The organism is Sphingomonas sp. LY29 (genome assembly GCF_035593985.1).
In the GTDB taxonomy this organism is placed as follows: Bacteria; Pseudomonadota; Alphaproteobacteria; order Sphingomonadales; family Sphingomonadaceae; genus Sphingomicrobium.
In genome coordinates this window covers 1766031-1782081 of record NZ_CP141587.1, presented here as the reverse complement: position 1 = coordinate 1782081, position 16051 = coordinate 1766031, and the positions used below count along the sequence as shown (strand labels likewise).

Here is a 16051-nt window from a genome sequence, read left to right as displayed (position 1 = left end):
CGAATATGCGGCGGGGTGATTATGAATGAAGTCGCGGCGGGCGCCGCGACTTCAAATCTCCAGCGTGTACTGACTGGGCGACCAGCCGCCGTATAGCGCTACCCCAAGCAGGATCACCGCGATCGCCAGCGCGAAGGCGGTGATGCCGACGATCGCGTCGAACTGGTCGCGCGACTCGGGATCGACGACGATCTTCACTTTTTCCGGCTTCGGCGGGTCGCGGCGAATGCGCGATCCGGGCACCGCGGTCGAGGCGAGGTTGACGGATTGCTTTCCGGTGGGGAGCGGGCTGGCCATGACCACCCCCTACCCCGCGATCGGTTAGGAACAGGTTAGCGCCCTTAACGCAGCTTCAAGCGCGCACGACCTTTACCAAGGCTTGCCCTTCGCCAGAGTTGCCGACGAGGATTTGACGCCTTCGCGTAAAGACCGTCTTCGCTCAAGATCAGTGAGGCGATCTTCATTATTTTTACACCGGTCCTCGGAATATTCGTGGAATGGATGCGAAGGCGATACTGATCAATGCGGTAATTTTAGGCGGCGTGGGAGGTCTTGCGTGGGCTTCAATTCCGCCGGCGATGTTCATGAGCGATGAAGAAGCGCAGAGAATAGAAACTTCAGTTCATTACAGCGGTTGCTATGAAGTTCGCGCCCTCGGGAAAGCGCCTATCAGAGCTGGCGAGCCAGGCTATCGCGAGACAATGGATGGTGACGGCGATGGTGTGGCCTGTGAACCTATTCGTTGAAGCATCCATCTGATGTCACATTCTTGCCGTCGCGCGTTACGCTCCTGAACAAAGGAGCAGCACCGATGTCGGAAACCAAGGGCCACGGAAGTCACGCCGCGAAGCGCGCCAATGCGGCGGCGGCGAAGGAGGGGAAATCGAACCCGCGCACCTCGTCCAAGGCGCAGTCGATCCTGGGCAAGAAGGGCGCCGCGGCGAAGAAGAAGGACTAGGCGAAGCGCGCTCGGCTCCCTACCTCACGCCACATGGACGCCCGCCTTAATCCCGAAGCTCCGCCCTCGCCGGAGCATGTCGCCATCCACCGCAAGGACTATCGCCCGCCCGATTGGTGGGTGCCCGACGTCGCGCTCGACTTCGCGCTCGATGGCGAAAAGTCCCGCGTCCGTTCGACGCTGACCGTCACGCGCAATGGCAAGCATGACCGGCCGCTGCGGCTGGCGGGCGATGAGCTGACCCCGCTCCGCGTTACTGTCGACGGCGGCGAGGCGCGCTGGCGGATGGACGGTGACATGCTGGTGATCGACATCGCCGGCGACAGCGCGACGATCGAGACCGAGGTCGAGCTCAACCCGTCCGCGAACACGCATTTGATGGGGCTCTACGCCTCGGGCGGGAATCTCTGCACCCAGTGCGAAAGCGAGGGCTTCCGCCGCATCGCCTTCCATCCCGACCGCCCCGACGTGCTGTCGCGCTATCGCGTGCGGATGAGCGCCGACAAGGCGCGCTATCCGGTGCTGCTCGCCAATGGCAACCTGGTCGAATCCGGCGAGGGCGAAGGCGGCACGCACTGGGCGGTGTGGGAAGATCCCTTCCCCAAGCCGAGCTATCTGTTCGCGCTGGTCGCTGCCGACCTCGCCGCCAACCGCGACACCTTCGTCACGTTGAGCGGGCGCACCGTCGACCTTGCCATCTACGTCCGTCCCGACGACCTGCCGCGCACCGCCCATGCGATGGCCAGCCTGAAGGCGGCGATGACGTGGGATGAAGAGGTCTATGGCCGCGAGTATGACCTGGGTCAGTTCAACATCGTCGCGGTCGACGATTTCAACTTCGGCGCGATGGAGAACAAGGGCCTCAACATCTTCAATTCGCGCTACGTACTGGCTGACCAGGACAGCGCGACCGACGGTGATTTCGACAATGTCGCGGGCGTCGTCGCCCACGAATATTTCCACAATTGGTCGGGCGATCGCGTCACCTGCCGCGACTGGTTCCAGCTCAGCCTGAAAGAAGGCTTCACCGTCTTCCGCGACCAGTGCTTTTCGGCCGACATGGGGTCGGAAGCGGTCAAGCGGATCGACGACGTCCGCCTGCTCCGCGCCGCGCAATTCCCAGAGGACAGCGGGCCGCTGGCGCATCCGATCCGGCCCGAATCCTACGTCGAGATCACCAATTTCTACACCGCGACCGTCTACAACAAGGGCGCCGAGGTGATCCGCATGATGCGCACCATCCTTGGCGACGAGGCGTTCCGGCGCGGCAGCGACCTTTACTTCGACCGTCACGACGGCACCGCCGCGACGTGCGAGGATTTCGTAAAGGCGATGGAGGATGCCAGCGGCGTCGACCTCGGCCAGTTCCGCTTGTGGTACAGCCAGGCGGGAACCCCGAAGGTCACCGCGCGGATCGACCATGACGCGGCGGCGGGCAAGGCGGTGCTTCACCTGACGCAGGCGATCCCCGACACCCCCGGGCAGTCCGGCAAGTCGCCGATGGTGCTCCCGCTGCGCGTTGGCTTGATCGGCGCGGACAGCCGCGAGGCGATCGGCGAGGAGCGACTGGTGTTGCTCGACACCGCCGAAGCATCGGTCGAGTTCGACGCGACCGAGCGGCCGATGCTGTCGATCAACCGCGGCTTCTCCGCCCCCGTCATCCTCGATGTCGCGCGTGAAGCGGGCGATCTCGAGCGGCTGGCGGCGGTCGATCCCGACCCGTTCGCTCGCTACGAAGCGGTGCAGGAATTGATGATGCGCGTGCTTGTCGCGGGCGCGCAGGGACAGCCGGTCGACCCGGCGCCGGTGATCGAGGCGGTGCGCGGCACCCTCGCCTCCAACGCGCTCGATCCGGCGTTCAAGGGCGAGGCGCTGTCACTGCCGAGCGAGAGCCTGATCGGCGACCGCATGGAGCAGGTCGACCCCGACGCGATCCACGCCAGCCGCCGGGCGCTCGCCCACGCGATCGGCGCCGCCTTGGCCAGCGAACTCAAGGACGCTCAGGCTGCCCGTGCCGATGGCGCCGACCTTTCGCCGACGGCCAAGGGCGTTCGCCGCCTGCGCAGCGTCGCGCTCGGCCTGATCGCCGCCGGCAACCCCGCCGACGGCGCGGCGCTGGCGAAGGCGCAGTATGACGCGGCGACGACGATGACCGAGCGGCAAGGCGCGCTCGCGGTCCTCGCCAGCCTCGACGCGCCCGAGCGGGCGGCGGCGTTCGACGACTTCTATGCGCGCTATGCCGACAACACGCTGGTGCTCGACAAGTGGTTCGCGCTGCAGGCGGGCATGGCGCAGCGCGAGGATACGCTCGACGTGGTCGAGGCGCTGGCGAAGCATCCCGACTTTACCCTGCGCAACCCCAACCGCTGGCGCGCGCTGGTGGCGAACTTTGCCGCCAACCAGTGGGTGTTCCACCATGCGTCGGGTCGCGGCTATCGCTTTCTCGCCGACCGCATCATCGAGATCGATTCCGCCAACCCGCAGGTTGCCGCGCGGCAAGTGCCCGCGCTCGGCCGCTGGCGGCGGATGGAGCCGGGTCGCGCCCCGCTGATGCGGGCCGAGCTGGAGCGGATCGTGGCGACACCGGGCCTGTCGAAGGACACGTTCGAGCAGGCGTCGAAGAGCCTCGGCTGACGCCGCCTAGTGCGCGCCGAGCCACTCGCCGGCGCCATAGGCGCACTTGCCCGCCAGCAGGATCAGGGCGATCATCACAATCGCGAAGATGGCCATCTTCGCGTTGCGGCTCATCAGTTGGCGACCCAGCTCGCGATCTGCGACGCGACCTGGTTGGCGGCGGCGTTGAGCGCCGGCCCGACCGTGAGCGCGGTGCCGTCGGCGGGAACGCTGGCTTCGAACCGGCGCGTTTCGACGCGGGTGCCACCATCGCGCGACAGCGCGCCGTCATAGCGCACGACCACCGACTGGGTGGCGGTGTCATAGCCGAAGCGGGTGAGGTTGCCGGTCAGCTTCAGCCCCGGATCGAGCGAAGCCTGGCGCGGATCGAGCACAACGCGGCTGGTCGTCCGCATCACCGTTTCCTGGACGAGGTCCTGGAACAGGCGGTCGGGCGTTTCGACCCACTGCAGGTTTTCAATGTAGGCGACCGCGGTCGGCCCGACGAGCGCGGGAACGCGCGTGGTCGAGATTTCCTTGGGGATCACCGGGACATCGATCGTGATCGCCTCGCCCGGCGTGGCCGAGCGGGTGATCGCCGCAGGCGCCGGCGCGGCACTGGTCAGCGTCAGCAGCGTCGGCGGGACCTTCTTGCCGCCGAAGCAGGCGGCGAGCGAAAGCGCGGTCAGTCCGACAAGAGCCAGGCGAGGTGTACGCATCATTTGGTCTTTCCGGGCTTATAGTCGGGGAGCTTTTCGGGGCCGAGCACACCCAGCGCACCGTCGTTGTTCAGGCGATCGGAGAATTGGCTGAGCGAGTCCGACAGGTCGCGGAGGTCGCGGACCAGCTTGTTCGCTTCGGGCAGCGTCGACTTGGTCAGATTCTGGATGCCGGGGCGCGCATCGGCGACTACGGCGTCGAGATTGTCGGCGGCCCGCTGAACCGAACCGATCGCCTTGCGGAGATCCTGCGCGGCGGGGGTTGCTTCATTTTCGACGAGGCGATTGGTGCTGTCGGCGAGCGCGCCGACGCGGGCGGCGGCAATCCCGGCCTGGCGCGCGGCGATGCGTGCGTCGCCGATGGCGTCGGCAAGATCGGGGGCGCGCTCGGCGAGGACGCGGGTGGTCTCGTCGACATTCTCGAGGATGTCGCTGACCGCATTCTGGTTCTTGTCGCTGAGCAATTCGGTCAGGCGCTCGGTCAGGCGCTGGATGCGGTCGATCAGTTCAGGCGCCGAGTTAAGCAGCGCGCCGAGCCCGCCCGAGCTTGCCGGGATGACCGGACAGCCCTGCGGCCCCAACTGGACCAAAGGGCGAGCGCCCTTTACCGCGCCCTCGAGCGCGATTTCGCTGACGCCGGTGAAGCCGACGCCGCGGATCTGCGCGGTGGTGCCTTGGAGGATCGGGGTTTCGCCATCGACCTCGACCCGGACCCACACGAACTCAGGGCGATCTGGAAGCAGGCTGATCTTTTCGATCTGACCGACCGGAACGCCTTGGAAATTGACCGGCGAGCCGCGATTGAGGCCGCCGACGCCCTGGCTGAAATAAATGTCGAAGCATTTGGTCGCCTTGTTCGACAGACCGGCGAGCCAGACGATGAAGATGAGCAGCCCAGCGAGCAGGGCGAGGGTGACTGTGCCGACGAGCACATGGTTCGAACGCGTTTCCATCGGCTCTTACTTTTCCTTCAGACCGGCGACGGCGGCGCGGCCGCGGGGCCCGTTAAAATATTCTTGAATCCAAGGATGGTCCATCTTGAGCAATTCTTCAATCGTCCCGACGGCCACGACCTTCTTGTCGCTGAGCACCGCGACGCGGTCGCAGATCGCCCACAGGGTGTCGAGGTCGTGGGTAATGAGGAAGACGGTTAGCTCGAGCTTTTCCTTCAGGCCCTTGATCAGTTCGTCGAACGCCGCCGCGCCGATCGGGTCGAGACCCGCGGTCGGTTCGTCGAGAAACAGCAGTTCGGGATCGAGCGCGAGCGCGCGGGCGAGGCCGGCGCGCTTACGCATCCCGCCCGACAGTTCGGACGGATATTTCGGACCCGCATCGGCGGGAAGGCCCGACATCCGGATCTTGTAGCCCGCAATCTCGTCGAGCAGCGGCGGCTGGATGAACGGGAAATATTCGCGGATCGGAACCTGGACGTTCTCAGCCACGGTCAGCGTCGAGAACAAGGCGCCGTTCTGGAACAGGATGCCCCAGCGGCGGCGAATGTTCTTCGCCTCCAGCTCATCGCGGCCGACCATGTTTTCGCCGAGCACATGAACTTCGCCCTCATCGGGGACCTGCAGGCCGATGATCGAGCGCATCAGCACCGATTTGCCGGTACCCGATCCGCCGACGACGCCGAGGATCTCGCCGCGGCGGACGTCGAGGTCGAGGCCTTCGTGGACGACCGATTCCCCGAAGCTGTTGCGAAGCCCGCGGACCGAGATGATCGTGTCGTCGCTCATCCCCAGCCCACCGAACTGAAGAAGACCGCAAACACTGCGTCGAGGACGATCACCATGAAGATCGACTGGACCACCGCGTTGGTGGTGCGGAGCCCGACTTCCTCGCTATTTCCTTCGACCTGCATGCCCTGGAAGCAGCCGGTCAGCGCAATGATGAAGCCGAACACCGGCGCCTTGATCAGCCCGACCCACAGGTCGGTGATCGGCACGACTTCCTGAAGGCGCTGGACGAAGGTCAGCGGCGGGATGCCGAGCGCGACCCACACGAAGATGCCGCCGCCGATCAGCGCCATCACCATCGCGTAGAAGGATAGCAATGGCATCATCACGATCGCGGCGAGCATTCGCGGGATCACCAGCGCCTCGACCGGCGACACGCCGATGGTGCGCATCGCGTCGATTTCCTCGGTGATCTTCATCGTGCCGATCTGCGCGGCGAAGGCGGAGCCCGAGCGGCCGGCGACCATGATCGCAGTCATCAGCGTGGCGAGTTCGCGCAGGGTCAGGCGGCCGATCAGGTTGATCGTGTAGATTTCGGCGCCGAACTGCTGAAGCTGGACCGCGCCCTGCTGGCCGATGACGATACCGATCAGGAAGGTCATCAGCCCGATGATGCCGAGTGCGCGAACGCCGACGACGTCGAAGCGCTGGATGACGGCATTGAGACGGAACCGCTTGGGCCGGCGGATGATGGTGGCAAAGCCGATCAGCACCGCGCCGAGGAAGCCGACCAGCCCTTTCATCGTCTTGCCGCTTTCGGCAACCCAGCCGCCAAGCTCGTCGAGCGTGCGGGTCACGCCGCCGCGACGGTCGGGGCGGACCTTGACCGGCGAGTCCGCCTCCGCGACCTGATCGAGCAGCGCCTGGACGCTCTCGCTCGCGCCGACGATGCTGGCATTGCGATCACGGACCGCGCGGTGAAGGAGCCACGCGCCGACAGTATCGATCTTTTCGACCCCGGCGACGTCGATCGTCAGCGGATCAGGGGCCTCGTCGATTTCACGCTGGGTGGAGGCGGCACGACCGATCGTCAACGAACCGACGCAGCGGAACGATTCATCAGGTCCATTATCGGTGTGCGACGCAACCCCCATCGCCCGCGACCCTGCTCGAAATGGCTTGCGGCGGCAAGCCTCCAGCAGAATTGCCGCTTTTTTGCCGGGATTGTTGCCGTATAGCGCGATTGATGACGAGCAAAGTCGAGAGCGGCGAGAAGCCCCTGTTCCTCACCGTCGGGGCCAACCCGGCGAAGGCGTTCGGAATGGACGCCGCGGCGCGCGCCAACGCGCTGGCGATCAAGGCGGGACTGGAGCCGGCGTCGACGCCGATTCCAGGCCGCGCCGCAGTCTACGCCGATCTGAACTGGGCGTGGGATCCCGAATGGCTAGTGACCATGGCCGACGCCCCCGGGCGGACGCTGGTCAAGGACGGCCACCCCGTCATCGCGCACGTCGTCGCCGATGCTGACGTCAGGGCAGTCACCAGCGCGATGGAGCAGGGACAGACCATCGCCGCAGACGAGGCGACGATGGACGCCGACACCGCCGACTTCGCCTATCGCAAGCTGCGCAAGCGCGAGCGGCCGTTCGTGATGCGGCTGACCTCTGAGAACGTCGATGCGGTCGAACGCGCATCCTATGACGCGAGCTACAAGGGCGTCACCGACGCGCTGACGCTCTACCTGTGGCGAAAGCCCGCCTTTTACCTGACGCGTTGGGCCGCGCTCGCGGGCCTGTCGCCCAATGCGATCACCGCGGTTGGGGCGATCTTCTGCGTCGCCGCCTTCTTCCTGTTCTACAACGGGCACTACTGGAGCGGCATCGCCTCGGGCTTCGTCTTCATGGTGCTCGACACCGTCGACGGGAAGCTGGCGCGCTGCACCGGCCAGTCGTCGCACTGGGGCAACATTTTCGACCATGGCATCGACCTCATCCACCCGCCCTTCTGGTGGTGGGCGTGGGCCGAGGGTCTCAACGAATATGGCCGCCCGTTCGAGCGGGTTTACGAACTGCTCATCGTCGGCGCGATCGTGTTCGGATACGTCGCCCAGCGACTGATCGAGGGGATCTTCGTCCGCCGCTTCGGAATGCATATCCACGTGTGGCGGCGGATCGACAGCCGCTTCCGCCTGATCACCGCGCGGCGCAATCCCAACATGGTCATCCTGGTCGCGGCGCTGCTGATCCAGCGTCCCGACGTGGGCATTGAGCTGGTCGCGCTTTGGACCATCCTGTCGCTGATCTTCCATGCGGTGCGGCTGGCGCAGGCCAATGGTCGTCGCGACCGCGGTCGCCCGGTGGTGAGCTGGCTGACGGAATGACCGACGTCGCATGGACCGCCCTTGTCCTGGCCGGGTCGCGGCCGGGACGCGATGCTTTTGCCGAAGCGCATGACACTGACCTCAAGGCGCTGATCCCGGTCGGCGGAGTGCCGATGGTGGCGCGGCCGGTCGCGGCGCTGCTCGCCAGTCCCCAGATCGGGCGGGTGCGCGTGCTTGCCCAGCAGGCCGGCCGGATCGCCGCAGTCCTGCCACGAGACGAGTCGCTGTCGATCGAGGCGTCGGGCGCGACGATTGCCGCGACGCTCGACGCGATCCTGTCGGATCCGGCGACGCGCTATCCGTTGGTGGTGACGACCGCCGATCATGCCCTGCTCGATCCGGCGATGATCGCCGACTTTTGCCGACACGCGGCTGGCGCCGACGTCGCCATCGGCCTGGTCGAGCGGCGCGCCTTGATCGCTCGCCTGCCCGAGACGCAGCGGACATGGCTTCGCTTTCGCGGCGGGGCCTATTCGGGCGCCAACCTGTTCGCGTTCGGCAGCCCGGCCGCGGCGCGCGCGGTCGGGCTGTGGCGCTCGGTCGAGCAAGACCGCAAGAAAGGATGGCGAATGATCGCGGCGCTTGGCCCGCTGACGCTGGTTGGCGCGGCGCTGCGCCTGCGCAGCCTCGACGAGACTCTCGCCACGGTGGGACGGAAGCTCAATCTTTCGATCCGCAAGGTCGAGCTCGCCAATCCGCTCGGCGCGGTCGATGTCGACAAGCCCGCCGACCACGCCCTCGTCACTGCCATCCTGGAGGGCCGCGCGTGAGCCTGACCGACCTTGCCATCTACGACATGGACCGCACCGTCACCCAGCGCGCGACCTACACACCGTTCTTGATTCATTGCGCGCTTCGCCGGGCACCGTGGCGCTTGCTGTTCCTGCCGTTCGGCGCGCTGTCGATGCTGGCCTATGTCGCCAAGGTCATCGATCGGGGGCGGTTGAAGGAAATCAACCATCGCCTGTTGCTCGGCCACCTGCGCCATCCCGCCGAATTGAAGCCGCTGGTTGACAGCTTCGCGCAAGCGACCCTGGCCAACAATATCCGCCCCGGCGCGATCGCGGCGATCGCCCGCGACAAGGCGGAAGGCCGCCGCGTGGTGATGGCAACCGCTAGCTATCGCTTCTACGCCCGCGCGATTGCAGAGGCGCTGGGCTTCGACGATTGCATCGGCACCAACTCGATCATCGGGCTCGACGATCGCGTCCACGCCAAGATCGACGGCGAGAATTGCTATGGCCCCGCCAAGCTGACGATGCTCACCGACTGGTTGGGCAAGTCGGCGCTGGAGCGCGGAAAAGTGCGCTTCTACTCCGACCACGCCAGCGACGCGCCCGTCTTCGAATGGGCCGACGAGGCGGTGGCGGTGAACCCGCACGACCGACTACGACGCCTCGCCGCGCAACGCGGCTGGGCGGTCGAAGACTGGGGCTAGAGCCTCAGACGGCGTTCAGTGCGGCTTCAAAGTCGGCAATCAAATCTTCCGCTTTCTCCACGCCGATCGAAATGCGCACAAGGTTGTCGCTGATCCCGAGCGCGGCCTTGCGCTCGTCGGGGACCGACAAGTGCGTCATCGCCGCCGGCGCCGACGCCAGCGTTTCGGTGCCGCCCAGGCTGACGGCGAGCTTGGCGATCTTCAGCGCGTCGAGGAAGGCGAAGGCCTCGGCCTCGCCGCCCTTCAGGTAGAGCGAGAAGGTCGAGCCAGCGCCGCTGCAGTGGCGGTTGTAAATGTCGGCCTGGCGCGAGCCGGGTTCAAGGAAGCCTAGATAGCCGACGCTCTCGACCTTCGGGTGATGGCGGAGGAAGGCGCAGACCTTTTCGGCATTTTCGCCCGCGCGGGTCATGCGCAGCTCGAGCGTTTCGAGGCTGCGCATCAACTGCCACGCGGTGTGCGGATCACAGATGCCGCCCATCGTGTTGCGGATCATGCGGACCTGACCGAGCAACGCCTTGCTGCCGGTGAGGCCGCCGGCGACGAGGTCGCTGTGCCCGCCGGCATATTTGGTCAGGCTGTAGACGCTGATGTCGGCGCCCTGCTCGAGCGGCTTGGCCCACAGCGGGCCGAGGAAGGTGTTGTCGATCGCGATCGGCGGGAGCGCGTCGGCGTCGAACGCGGCGGCACGGGCGTCGCGGACCGCCTCGACATCGACCAGCGCGTTGGTCGGGTTGGCCGGACTTTCGAGATAGATCAGGCTGACGCGGCCCATCGTCTTGGCGCTCTCGATCACCGCGTCGATTTCCTCGCGGGTCGCGCCGGCGGGGAAGTCGACATACTTCACCCCGAACTGGCCGAGGATCTTATTGATGATGGTTTCGGTCGCCGCATAGAGCGGGCCCGAGTGGACGATGACGTCGCCGGGACGAACGAAGGTCAGGAACAGCGTGGTGATCGCGGTCATGCCGCTGGAGAAGGTCAGCGCCTCCTCGGCATCTTCCCACAGAGCGAGGCGATCCTCAAGGATCTCCTGGTTGGGACCGTTGAAGCGCGAATAGACAAGGCCGTCCATGCCGCCCCCCGGCCTCTTGCCGGTGATGCCTTCGAAGAAGCGCTTCCCGTCGGCCGCGCGTTCGAACACGAAGGTCGAAGTGAGGAAGATCGGCGGCTTCAAGGACCCTTCGCTGAGTGCGGGATCGAAGCCATAGCCCATCATCAGCGTCGACGGATCGAGCTTGTGGTTGCCGATGGTGGTGGCGGCGTCCTTGGGGCGGCGGGTGTTGGTCACAAAAGCTCTCCTGATAAGCCGCGGGCCTTAGCCGCTGATGCCCGGAGGCGCTAGGCCGGGAGGCCGATCGCGCTGAGCATCCGCCCGTAGGTCGGCTCGCCGCGATGGGTCGAGCGGCGAAAGCTGTAGAAGCGGTCCTCGAGCGCGTAGGTGTCGAGACCGGTCGCCTCGACGCGGCGAACGCCCGCTGCGGCGAGGCGCGCGACGACATAGGCTTCGAGGTCGAAATGCGGACGGTCGCCCGCTTCGACCAGGAAGCGCTCATTGTCGGCATCGTCGGCGATCAGGCGGTCGGCGAAGGCGCGATCGACCTCGTAGCTCGCCCGGGCGATGCATGGGCCGACCGCGGCGACGATGCGATCGACCCGGGCGCCCAGCGTCAGCATGGAGGCGATGGCGGAATCGGTGACGCCGCCAACCGCGCCGCGCCAACCGGCATGCGCGGCGCCGACCACGCCGGCCTCGACGTCGGCGAGCAGAACCGGCGCGCAATCGGCGGTAACGATGCCAAGCAACAGACCGGGCCGGTCGGTGACCAGCGCATCGGCGCGCGGACGGGCGTCGCCCTCGACGGCTTCGGTGACCACTACCGTGTCGGCCGAATGAATTTGGTAGACGCTGGTGAGCGGAGCGCCGGGGCTCAGCGCATCGGCGGCGAGGCGACGGTTGGTCGCGACCGCGGCCGGATCGTCATCGCTGCCGAGCCCGCAATTGAGCCCCGCGACCGCGCCCGTCGACACGCCCCCCGCGCGGCCGAAGAAACCATGCGGCACCGCGCCAAGCGTCGCCACGCGGACGACATCGAGGCTCACAGCTTCAGCCGCATGACGATGTCCTCGTCGGCGTGATTGCCGACCATGAAGGCGTAGGTGCCCTCGGCCTCGAACCCCAGTTTCTCGTAGAACCGCCGCGCACGCGGATTGTCGGTGAAGACCGACAGATAGAGATGGTCGGCGCGAAGGTCGCGCGCTCGGTCGATGACCCAGTTCATCAGCGTGGCGGCGACGCCCTGCCCCTTGCACGCCTCGACCACGTAGAGCTGCCGAAGCTCGGCCGCGTTTCCGCGCGGTTCGAACGGCAGCTTGGGCGGGCCGAGCTTGGCATAGCCGACGAGCGCCCCGTCCAGCTCGGCGACGCGTACAGAAAAGGCGGGATCGGACAATTCGCGCGCCCAGTTGGCGGACGTGTGCGACTGGAGGAAGAGCGCGAGATCGGCGGGATCGTAGAGATGGCCGAAGGTGTCGCTGAAGGTCGCCGCGCCCAGACGCGCGAGCGCCTCGGCATCGTCGGGTCCGGCGGTGCGATAAGTGACGGTCATGTCGATAGTCCTGCGAGATCGGGCCAGTTGGGCGCCCGGACGCCGAGCACCTTGAACAGTCGCCCCATCTCCGCCTCGTCGCACAGACGGCGGCGGGCGGCGGCGATCGCCTCGGTCTGGGCGGGATTGCGCGCGGCAAGGCTCGAGGCGCGGACGCCGATGCCGAGCGTCTCGAGCCAGCTTCCCTGGCCGACGACGCGGCTCGGGACAGCGCCTGCGCCTCGGGCGGCGGTCGCGAGGGCGGCGAAATCGACGTGCGCGGTGAGGTCCTGCTCGCCGGGATCCTGCAGCGCATCGGCATGGGCATGGCCGCGGACGGCCTGCAGCGTGTCGCCGGTTTCGCCCCCGGCATAGCCATAATCGATGATCAGCGCGGCGCCGCCGGACCGGGCCAACCGGTCGGCGATCACGGCCATCGCCGCGGATCGATCCGGCGAGGTCTCGCGAATGTCGCCATCGGTAGTGAAAGCGAGACCGCCTTCATTCAGCGTGACGCGCCGCTGCTCGTCCCCAACCCACTGCTCGACCGGAAGCGCATCGAAGAATTCGTTGGCGATCAGCAGAAGCGTGCGTTCAGGAAGACCCTCGACCGTGTCGTGAAACACGGCGTCCGGCACGCGCCCGGCCTGCGCCTTGCGGAGCGTCGCGCTCGTCTCGACCAGATGGACCTCGCCGGCAAATCCCGCGCCGCGCATCACCCTTAGTGCATCGGCGGCAAGCGTTCCGCGTCCCGGCCCCAGTTCGGCAAAGATCGCCGCCGTCGGCCGCCCTGCCCGATCCCACACGTCGACCAGTGCCGCGCCGACCATTTCCCCGAACATCTGGTGAATTTCGGGGGCGGTAACGAAATCGCCGGCGGGACCGAACGGGTCGCGGGTGGCGTAATAGTGCGCATTCGCCGCGGCCATATACTGGCCCACCGTGATCAATCCCTCGCGGGCGATGCGGTCGCGTAGCAACCTCGCGAACGTCGGGTCGGCGGGCCGGTCCTCCCGCGGACGGGAGGCGGGAGTCACGCCACGCTTTCCACGCCCAGCGTCGGTTCGACCCGGGTGCGCCGCTTCTTCGCGGTGGCCATCAGGTAGAGGCCGCCGACGATCATCGGCACGGTCAGCCACTGCCCCATGTGCAGTCCGGTCGCCTGCGCGAACTCGGTCAACTGGGCATCGGGCTCGCGCACGAATTCGACCCCGAAGCGAAAGATTCCGTAGAAGAAAATGAAGGCGCCGACGAGCTTGCCCGGCTCGTACCGCGCCTGCGTGCGCCAGAACATGAAGGCGAGGATCGCCATGACGACGAGGCCTTCGAGGATCGCTTCGTATAGCTGGCTCGGATGACGCGGCGGCCCGAGCGCTTGCATCCCGCCGGCGCCGATTTCGACGAAGCGGATCGCCCACGGCACGTTGGTCGGCGCCCCCCACAACTCACCGTTGACGAAGTTCGCGAGCCGTCCGAACAGCAGGCCAAGCGGAACGCAGCAGGCGACATAGTCGTGAAGGCGAAGCCACGGCAGCTTCTCCTTTCGCGCTAGGTAGAGGATGCCAAGCGAGGTGCCGATGACGCCGCCATGGAAGCTCATGCCCCCGTCCCACAGCTTCAGGATGTCGAGCGGGTTCGCGACGTAATAAGGCAGATTGTAGAACAGCACGTAGCCGAGCCGCCCGCCGAAGATGATCCCGAGCGAGGCATAGAAGACGAGATCGTCGGCATGACGGCGGGCCATCGGCGCGCCGGGCTGCTTGAGCAGCTTGAGCAGATACCAATAGCCGAGGAAAATCCCGGCAAGGTAGGCAAGGCTGTACCAGCGCAACTGGAAGAAGCCGAGGTCGAGCGCGACCGGCGACAATCCCAGGTCGGGAAAGGCGATCGCCTGCTGCGCACCCAAAACTACCGAAACGACACTCATCGACTGCGCACCATGGGGCTTCCCCTTATCCTTGCCGCCTCATAGGGTGACCCAAGGCAAACGCCAAGGAGAGACGAATGTCCGCATCCCCGCTCGACCTGAAATTTGACGCGGTGCTGGCCGCGGTCACCGGGCCCGGGGGACGCGTCGTCATCGATCGCGACGATCAGGGACGCGCGATCGTCGCCAACTTCCCGGCGACTTTGCCGATGTTCTTCAAGACCTTCTGCACGTTGAACGGCGCGGTCGAGGCAGTCGTCGCGGGGTCGGAGCGCCTAACCTTCGCCGCGCTCGACGAGATTTCGGACGAGGTCGCGCGCGGCCTCGTCGCCCGCGGAATCGCCAAGGGCGACCGCGTCGGAATCGCCATGCGCAACTGCCCGGCGTGGATCGTCGGCTATATGGCGGCATTGAAGGCCGGCGCGATCGCGACGCTGATCAACGGCTGGTGGCAGGTCGAGGAACTCGATCATGCGCTGGCACTGACCGAACCCAGGCTGATCCTGGCCGACGAGCCGCGCGCCCACCGCATCGGCGCAACGCGCTTTGCCGGGGACGTCGTTTCGGTCGATATCGCCAAGCCTGCCCGCGAAGCTTTTGCCGACACGATCGAGTCGGGGGAGGGAGGCACGGCCGACCTGCCGCAGGTCGCTCCGGACGATCCCGCGACGATCCTGTTCACGTCCGGATCGACCGGCGACGCCAAGGGCGCGTTGTCGACCCATCGTGCGGTGACGACCGGGGTTTACGCCTATGCCACCGGGCTGATGACGCTGCTCGGCATCCTGCAGAGCGAGGGCCGCCCGCCCGCCAACCCGCCGCGCACGCTGGTCAACGTGCCGCTGTTCCACGTCACCGGCGAAGATCCGGTGCTGCTCAACAGCTTCGTTATCGGGCGCGGCATGGTGTTGATGCCCAAGTGGGATGCGGGCGAGGCGCTGCGCCTGATCGAGCGCGAGAAGATCACCTATTTCGTCGGCGTCCCGACGATGAGCCTCGAGCTGATGAACCATCCCGACTGCGGCAATTACGACCTGTCGACGCTGACCGACATCGCCGGCGGGGGCGCGCCGCGCCCGGTCGCGCATGTCGACCGGCTCAAGCAGGCCTTCCCCAATTCGCAGCCCGCCCTCGGTTACGGCCTGACCGAGACCAACGCGGTCGGGTGCAGCAACTTCTGGGGCAATTACGCCGACAAGCCTTCCTCCACGGGCCGCGCGCAGGCGCCCTATGTCGAGCTGGCGATCCTCGGCGAGAATGACGCCCACCTGCCGCCCAACGAGCGCGGCGAGATCGGCATCAAGAGCGCCGCGAACATCGAAGGCTATTGGAAGAACGATGCGGCAACGGCCGCCGCCTTCACCGCCGACGGTTTCATGAAGACCGGCGACATCGGCTACCTCGACGACGAAGGCTATCTGTTCATCGTCGACCGCAAAAAGGACATCATCATCCGCGGCGGCGAGAATATCGCCGCGGCCGAGGTCGAGGCCGCACTCTACGCCTGCGAGGGCATTGCCGAGGCGGCGGTGTTCGGGGTCCCCGACGAACGGCTGGGCGAAGTGCCGGTCGCGGTGCTCCATCGCCGCGAGGGCAGCACGTTGAGCGAGGCGGATCTTCGCAAATTCCTCGACGGCCGGCTGGCGGCCTTCAAGGTGCCCGCACGGATGGAGTTCGCCGACGCGCCGCTTCCCCGGCTTGGCACCGGCAAGATCGACCGCGTGGCGCTCAAGCAGAAACTCACCGACTGAC

17 protein-coding genes are annotated in these 16051 nt (G+C 66.5%); 7 read left to right on the top strand and 10 right to left on the bottom strand.

Annotation, left to right across the window (positions count from 1 at the left end):
* Positions 1-51: 51 nt before the first annotated feature.
* The gene (locus tag SH584_RS09030; protein WP_324806453.1) at positions 52-297 is read right to left on the bottom strand and encodes a hypothetical protein; all 246 of its coding nucleotides are present in this window, start codon (positions 295-297) and stop codon (positions 52-54) included.
* 200 nt (positions 298-497) lie between these two features.
* Here SH584_RS09030 and SH584_RS09025 point away from each other — a divergent pair, with 200 nt between their 5' ends.
* From SH584_RS09025 to pepN, 3 genes are all read left to right on the top strand, one after another.
* Complete coding sequence (locus tag SH584_RS09025) at positions 498-746, top strand: excalibur calcium-binding domain-containing protein (protein ID WP_324806450.1); 249 nt, start codon at positions 498-500, stop codon at positions 744-746.
* Between the two features lie 65 nt (positions 747-811).
* Entirely contained in the window at positions 812-958 is a 147-nt protein-coding gene (locus tag SH584_RS09020; protein ID WP_322841546.1) for a hypothetical protein, read from the top strand.
* 33 nt (positions 959-991) lie between these two features.
* On the top strand, positions 992-3592 hold the full coding sequence (pepN, locus tag SH584_RS09015) for an aminopeptidase N (protein ID WP_324806448.1): 2601 nt from the start codon (positions 992-994) through the stop codon (positions 3590-3592).
* A 113-nt stretch (positions 3593-3705) separates the two neighbouring features.
* Here the strand turns inward: pepN and SH584_RS09010 are convergent, their stop codons facing one another.
* From SH584_RS09010 to SH584_RS08995, 4 genes are read right to left on the bottom strand one after another with little or no spacing between them, the layout of a single operon-like run.
* On the bottom strand, positions 3706-4290 hold the full coding sequence (locus SH584_RS09010) for an ABC-type transport auxiliary lipoprotein family protein (protein WP_324806446.1): 585 nt from the start codon (positions 4288-4290) through the stop codon (positions 3706-3708).
* A complete protein-coding gene (locus tag SH584_RS09005) occupies positions 4290-5243 on the bottom strand; it encodes an MlaD family protein (protein WP_322841549.1) in 954 nt (317 codons plus the stop codon). Before SH584_RS09005 ends, SH584_RS09010 begins: the two co-directional genes overlap by 1 nt.
* A 6-nt stretch (positions 5244-5249) precedes the next feature.
* Positions 5250-6029, bottom strand: coding sequence for an ABC transporter ATP-binding protein (locus tag SH584_RS09000; protein WP_322841550.1), 780 nt, complete (start codon positions 6027-6029; stop codon positions 5250-5252).
* Positions 6026-7123, bottom strand: coding sequence for an ABC transporter permease (locus SH584_RS08995; protein WP_416385129.1), 1098 nt, complete (start codon positions 7121-7123; stop codon positions 6026-6028). The genes SH584_RS09000 and SH584_RS08995 overlap by 4 nt, the downstream gene beginning before the upstream one ends.
* A gap of 92 nt (positions 7124-7215) precedes the next feature.
* On the opposite strand from SH584_RS08995, the gene SH584_RS08990 reads away from it, so the two are divergent.
* Genes SH584_RS08990 through SH584_RS08980 form a run of 3 tightly spaced genes read left to right on the top strand, consistent with a single transcriptional unit; the run spans position 7216 to position 9787 of the window.
* On the top strand, positions 7216-8349 hold the full coding sequence (locus SH584_RS08990; protein ID WP_324806442.1) for a CDP-alcohol phosphatidyltransferase family protein: 1134 nt from the start codon (positions 7216-7218) through the stop codon (positions 8347-8349).
* A complete protein-coding gene (locus tag SH584_RS08985; RefSeq protein WP_324806440.1) occupies positions 8346-9119 on the top strand; it encodes an NTP transferase domain-containing protein in 774 nt (257 codons plus the stop codon). Before SH584_RS08990 ends, SH584_RS08985 begins: the two co-directional genes overlap by 4 nt.
* A gap of 2 nt (positions 9120-9121) precedes the next feature.
* Positions 9122-9787 carry an HAD family hydrolase gene (locus tag SH584_RS08980; RefSeq protein WP_324809545.1) on the top strand — a complete coding sequence of 222 codons (666 nt, stop codon included), beginning with the start codon at positions 9122-9124 and terminating at the stop codon, positions 9785-9787.
* Positions 9788-9791: 4 nt separating this feature from the next.
* On the opposite strand, the gene SH584_RS08975 is transcribed toward SH584_RS08980, so the two are convergent.
* Genes SH584_RS08975 through lgt form a run of 5 tightly spaced genes read right to left on the bottom strand, consistent with a single transcriptional unit; the run spans position 9792 to position 14299 of the window.
* Positions 9792-11075 carry a cystathionine gamma-synthase family protein gene (locus SH584_RS08975; protein WP_324806438.1) on the bottom strand — a complete coding sequence of 428 codons (1284 nt, stop codon included), beginning with the start codon at positions 11073-11075 and terminating at the stop codon, positions 9792-9794.
* A gap of 50 nt (positions 11076-11125) precedes the next feature.
* Entirely contained in the window at positions 11126-11887 is a 762-nt protein-coding gene (gene pgeF, locus SH584_RS08970) for a peptidoglycan editing factor PgeF (protein ID WP_324806437.1), read from the bottom strand.
* Positions 11884-12393: a GNAT family N-acetyltransferase gene (locus SH584_RS08965; protein ID WP_324806435.1), complete on the bottom strand. Its 510-nt coding sequence runs from the start codon at positions 12391-12393 to the stop codon at positions 11884-11886. Before SH584_RS08965 ends, pgeF begins: the two co-directional genes overlap by 4 nt.
* Positions 12390-13409, bottom strand: a complete 1020-nt coding sequence (locus tag SH584_RS08960; RefSeq protein ID WP_324806433.1) for a class I SAM-dependent methyltransferase — start codon at positions 13407-13409, stop codon at positions 12390-12392. Before SH584_RS08960 ends, SH584_RS08965 begins: the two co-directional genes overlap by 4 nt.
* Positions 13406-14299, bottom strand: coding sequence for a prolipoprotein diacylglyceryl transferase (lgt, locus tag SH584_RS08955; RefSeq protein WP_324806431.1), 894 nt, complete (start codon positions 14297-14299; stop codon positions 13406-13408). Before lgt ends, SH584_RS08960 begins: the two co-directional genes overlap by 4 nt.
* Positions 14300-14376: 77 nt before the next feature.
* On the opposite strand from lgt, the gene SH584_RS08950 reads away from it, so the two are divergent.
* Positions 14377-16050, top strand: a complete 1674-nt coding sequence (locus SH584_RS08950; RefSeq protein ID WP_324806429.1) for a class I adenylate-forming enzyme family protein — start codon at positions 14377-14379, stop codon at positions 16048-16050.
* Position 16051 lies beyond the last annotated feature (1 nt).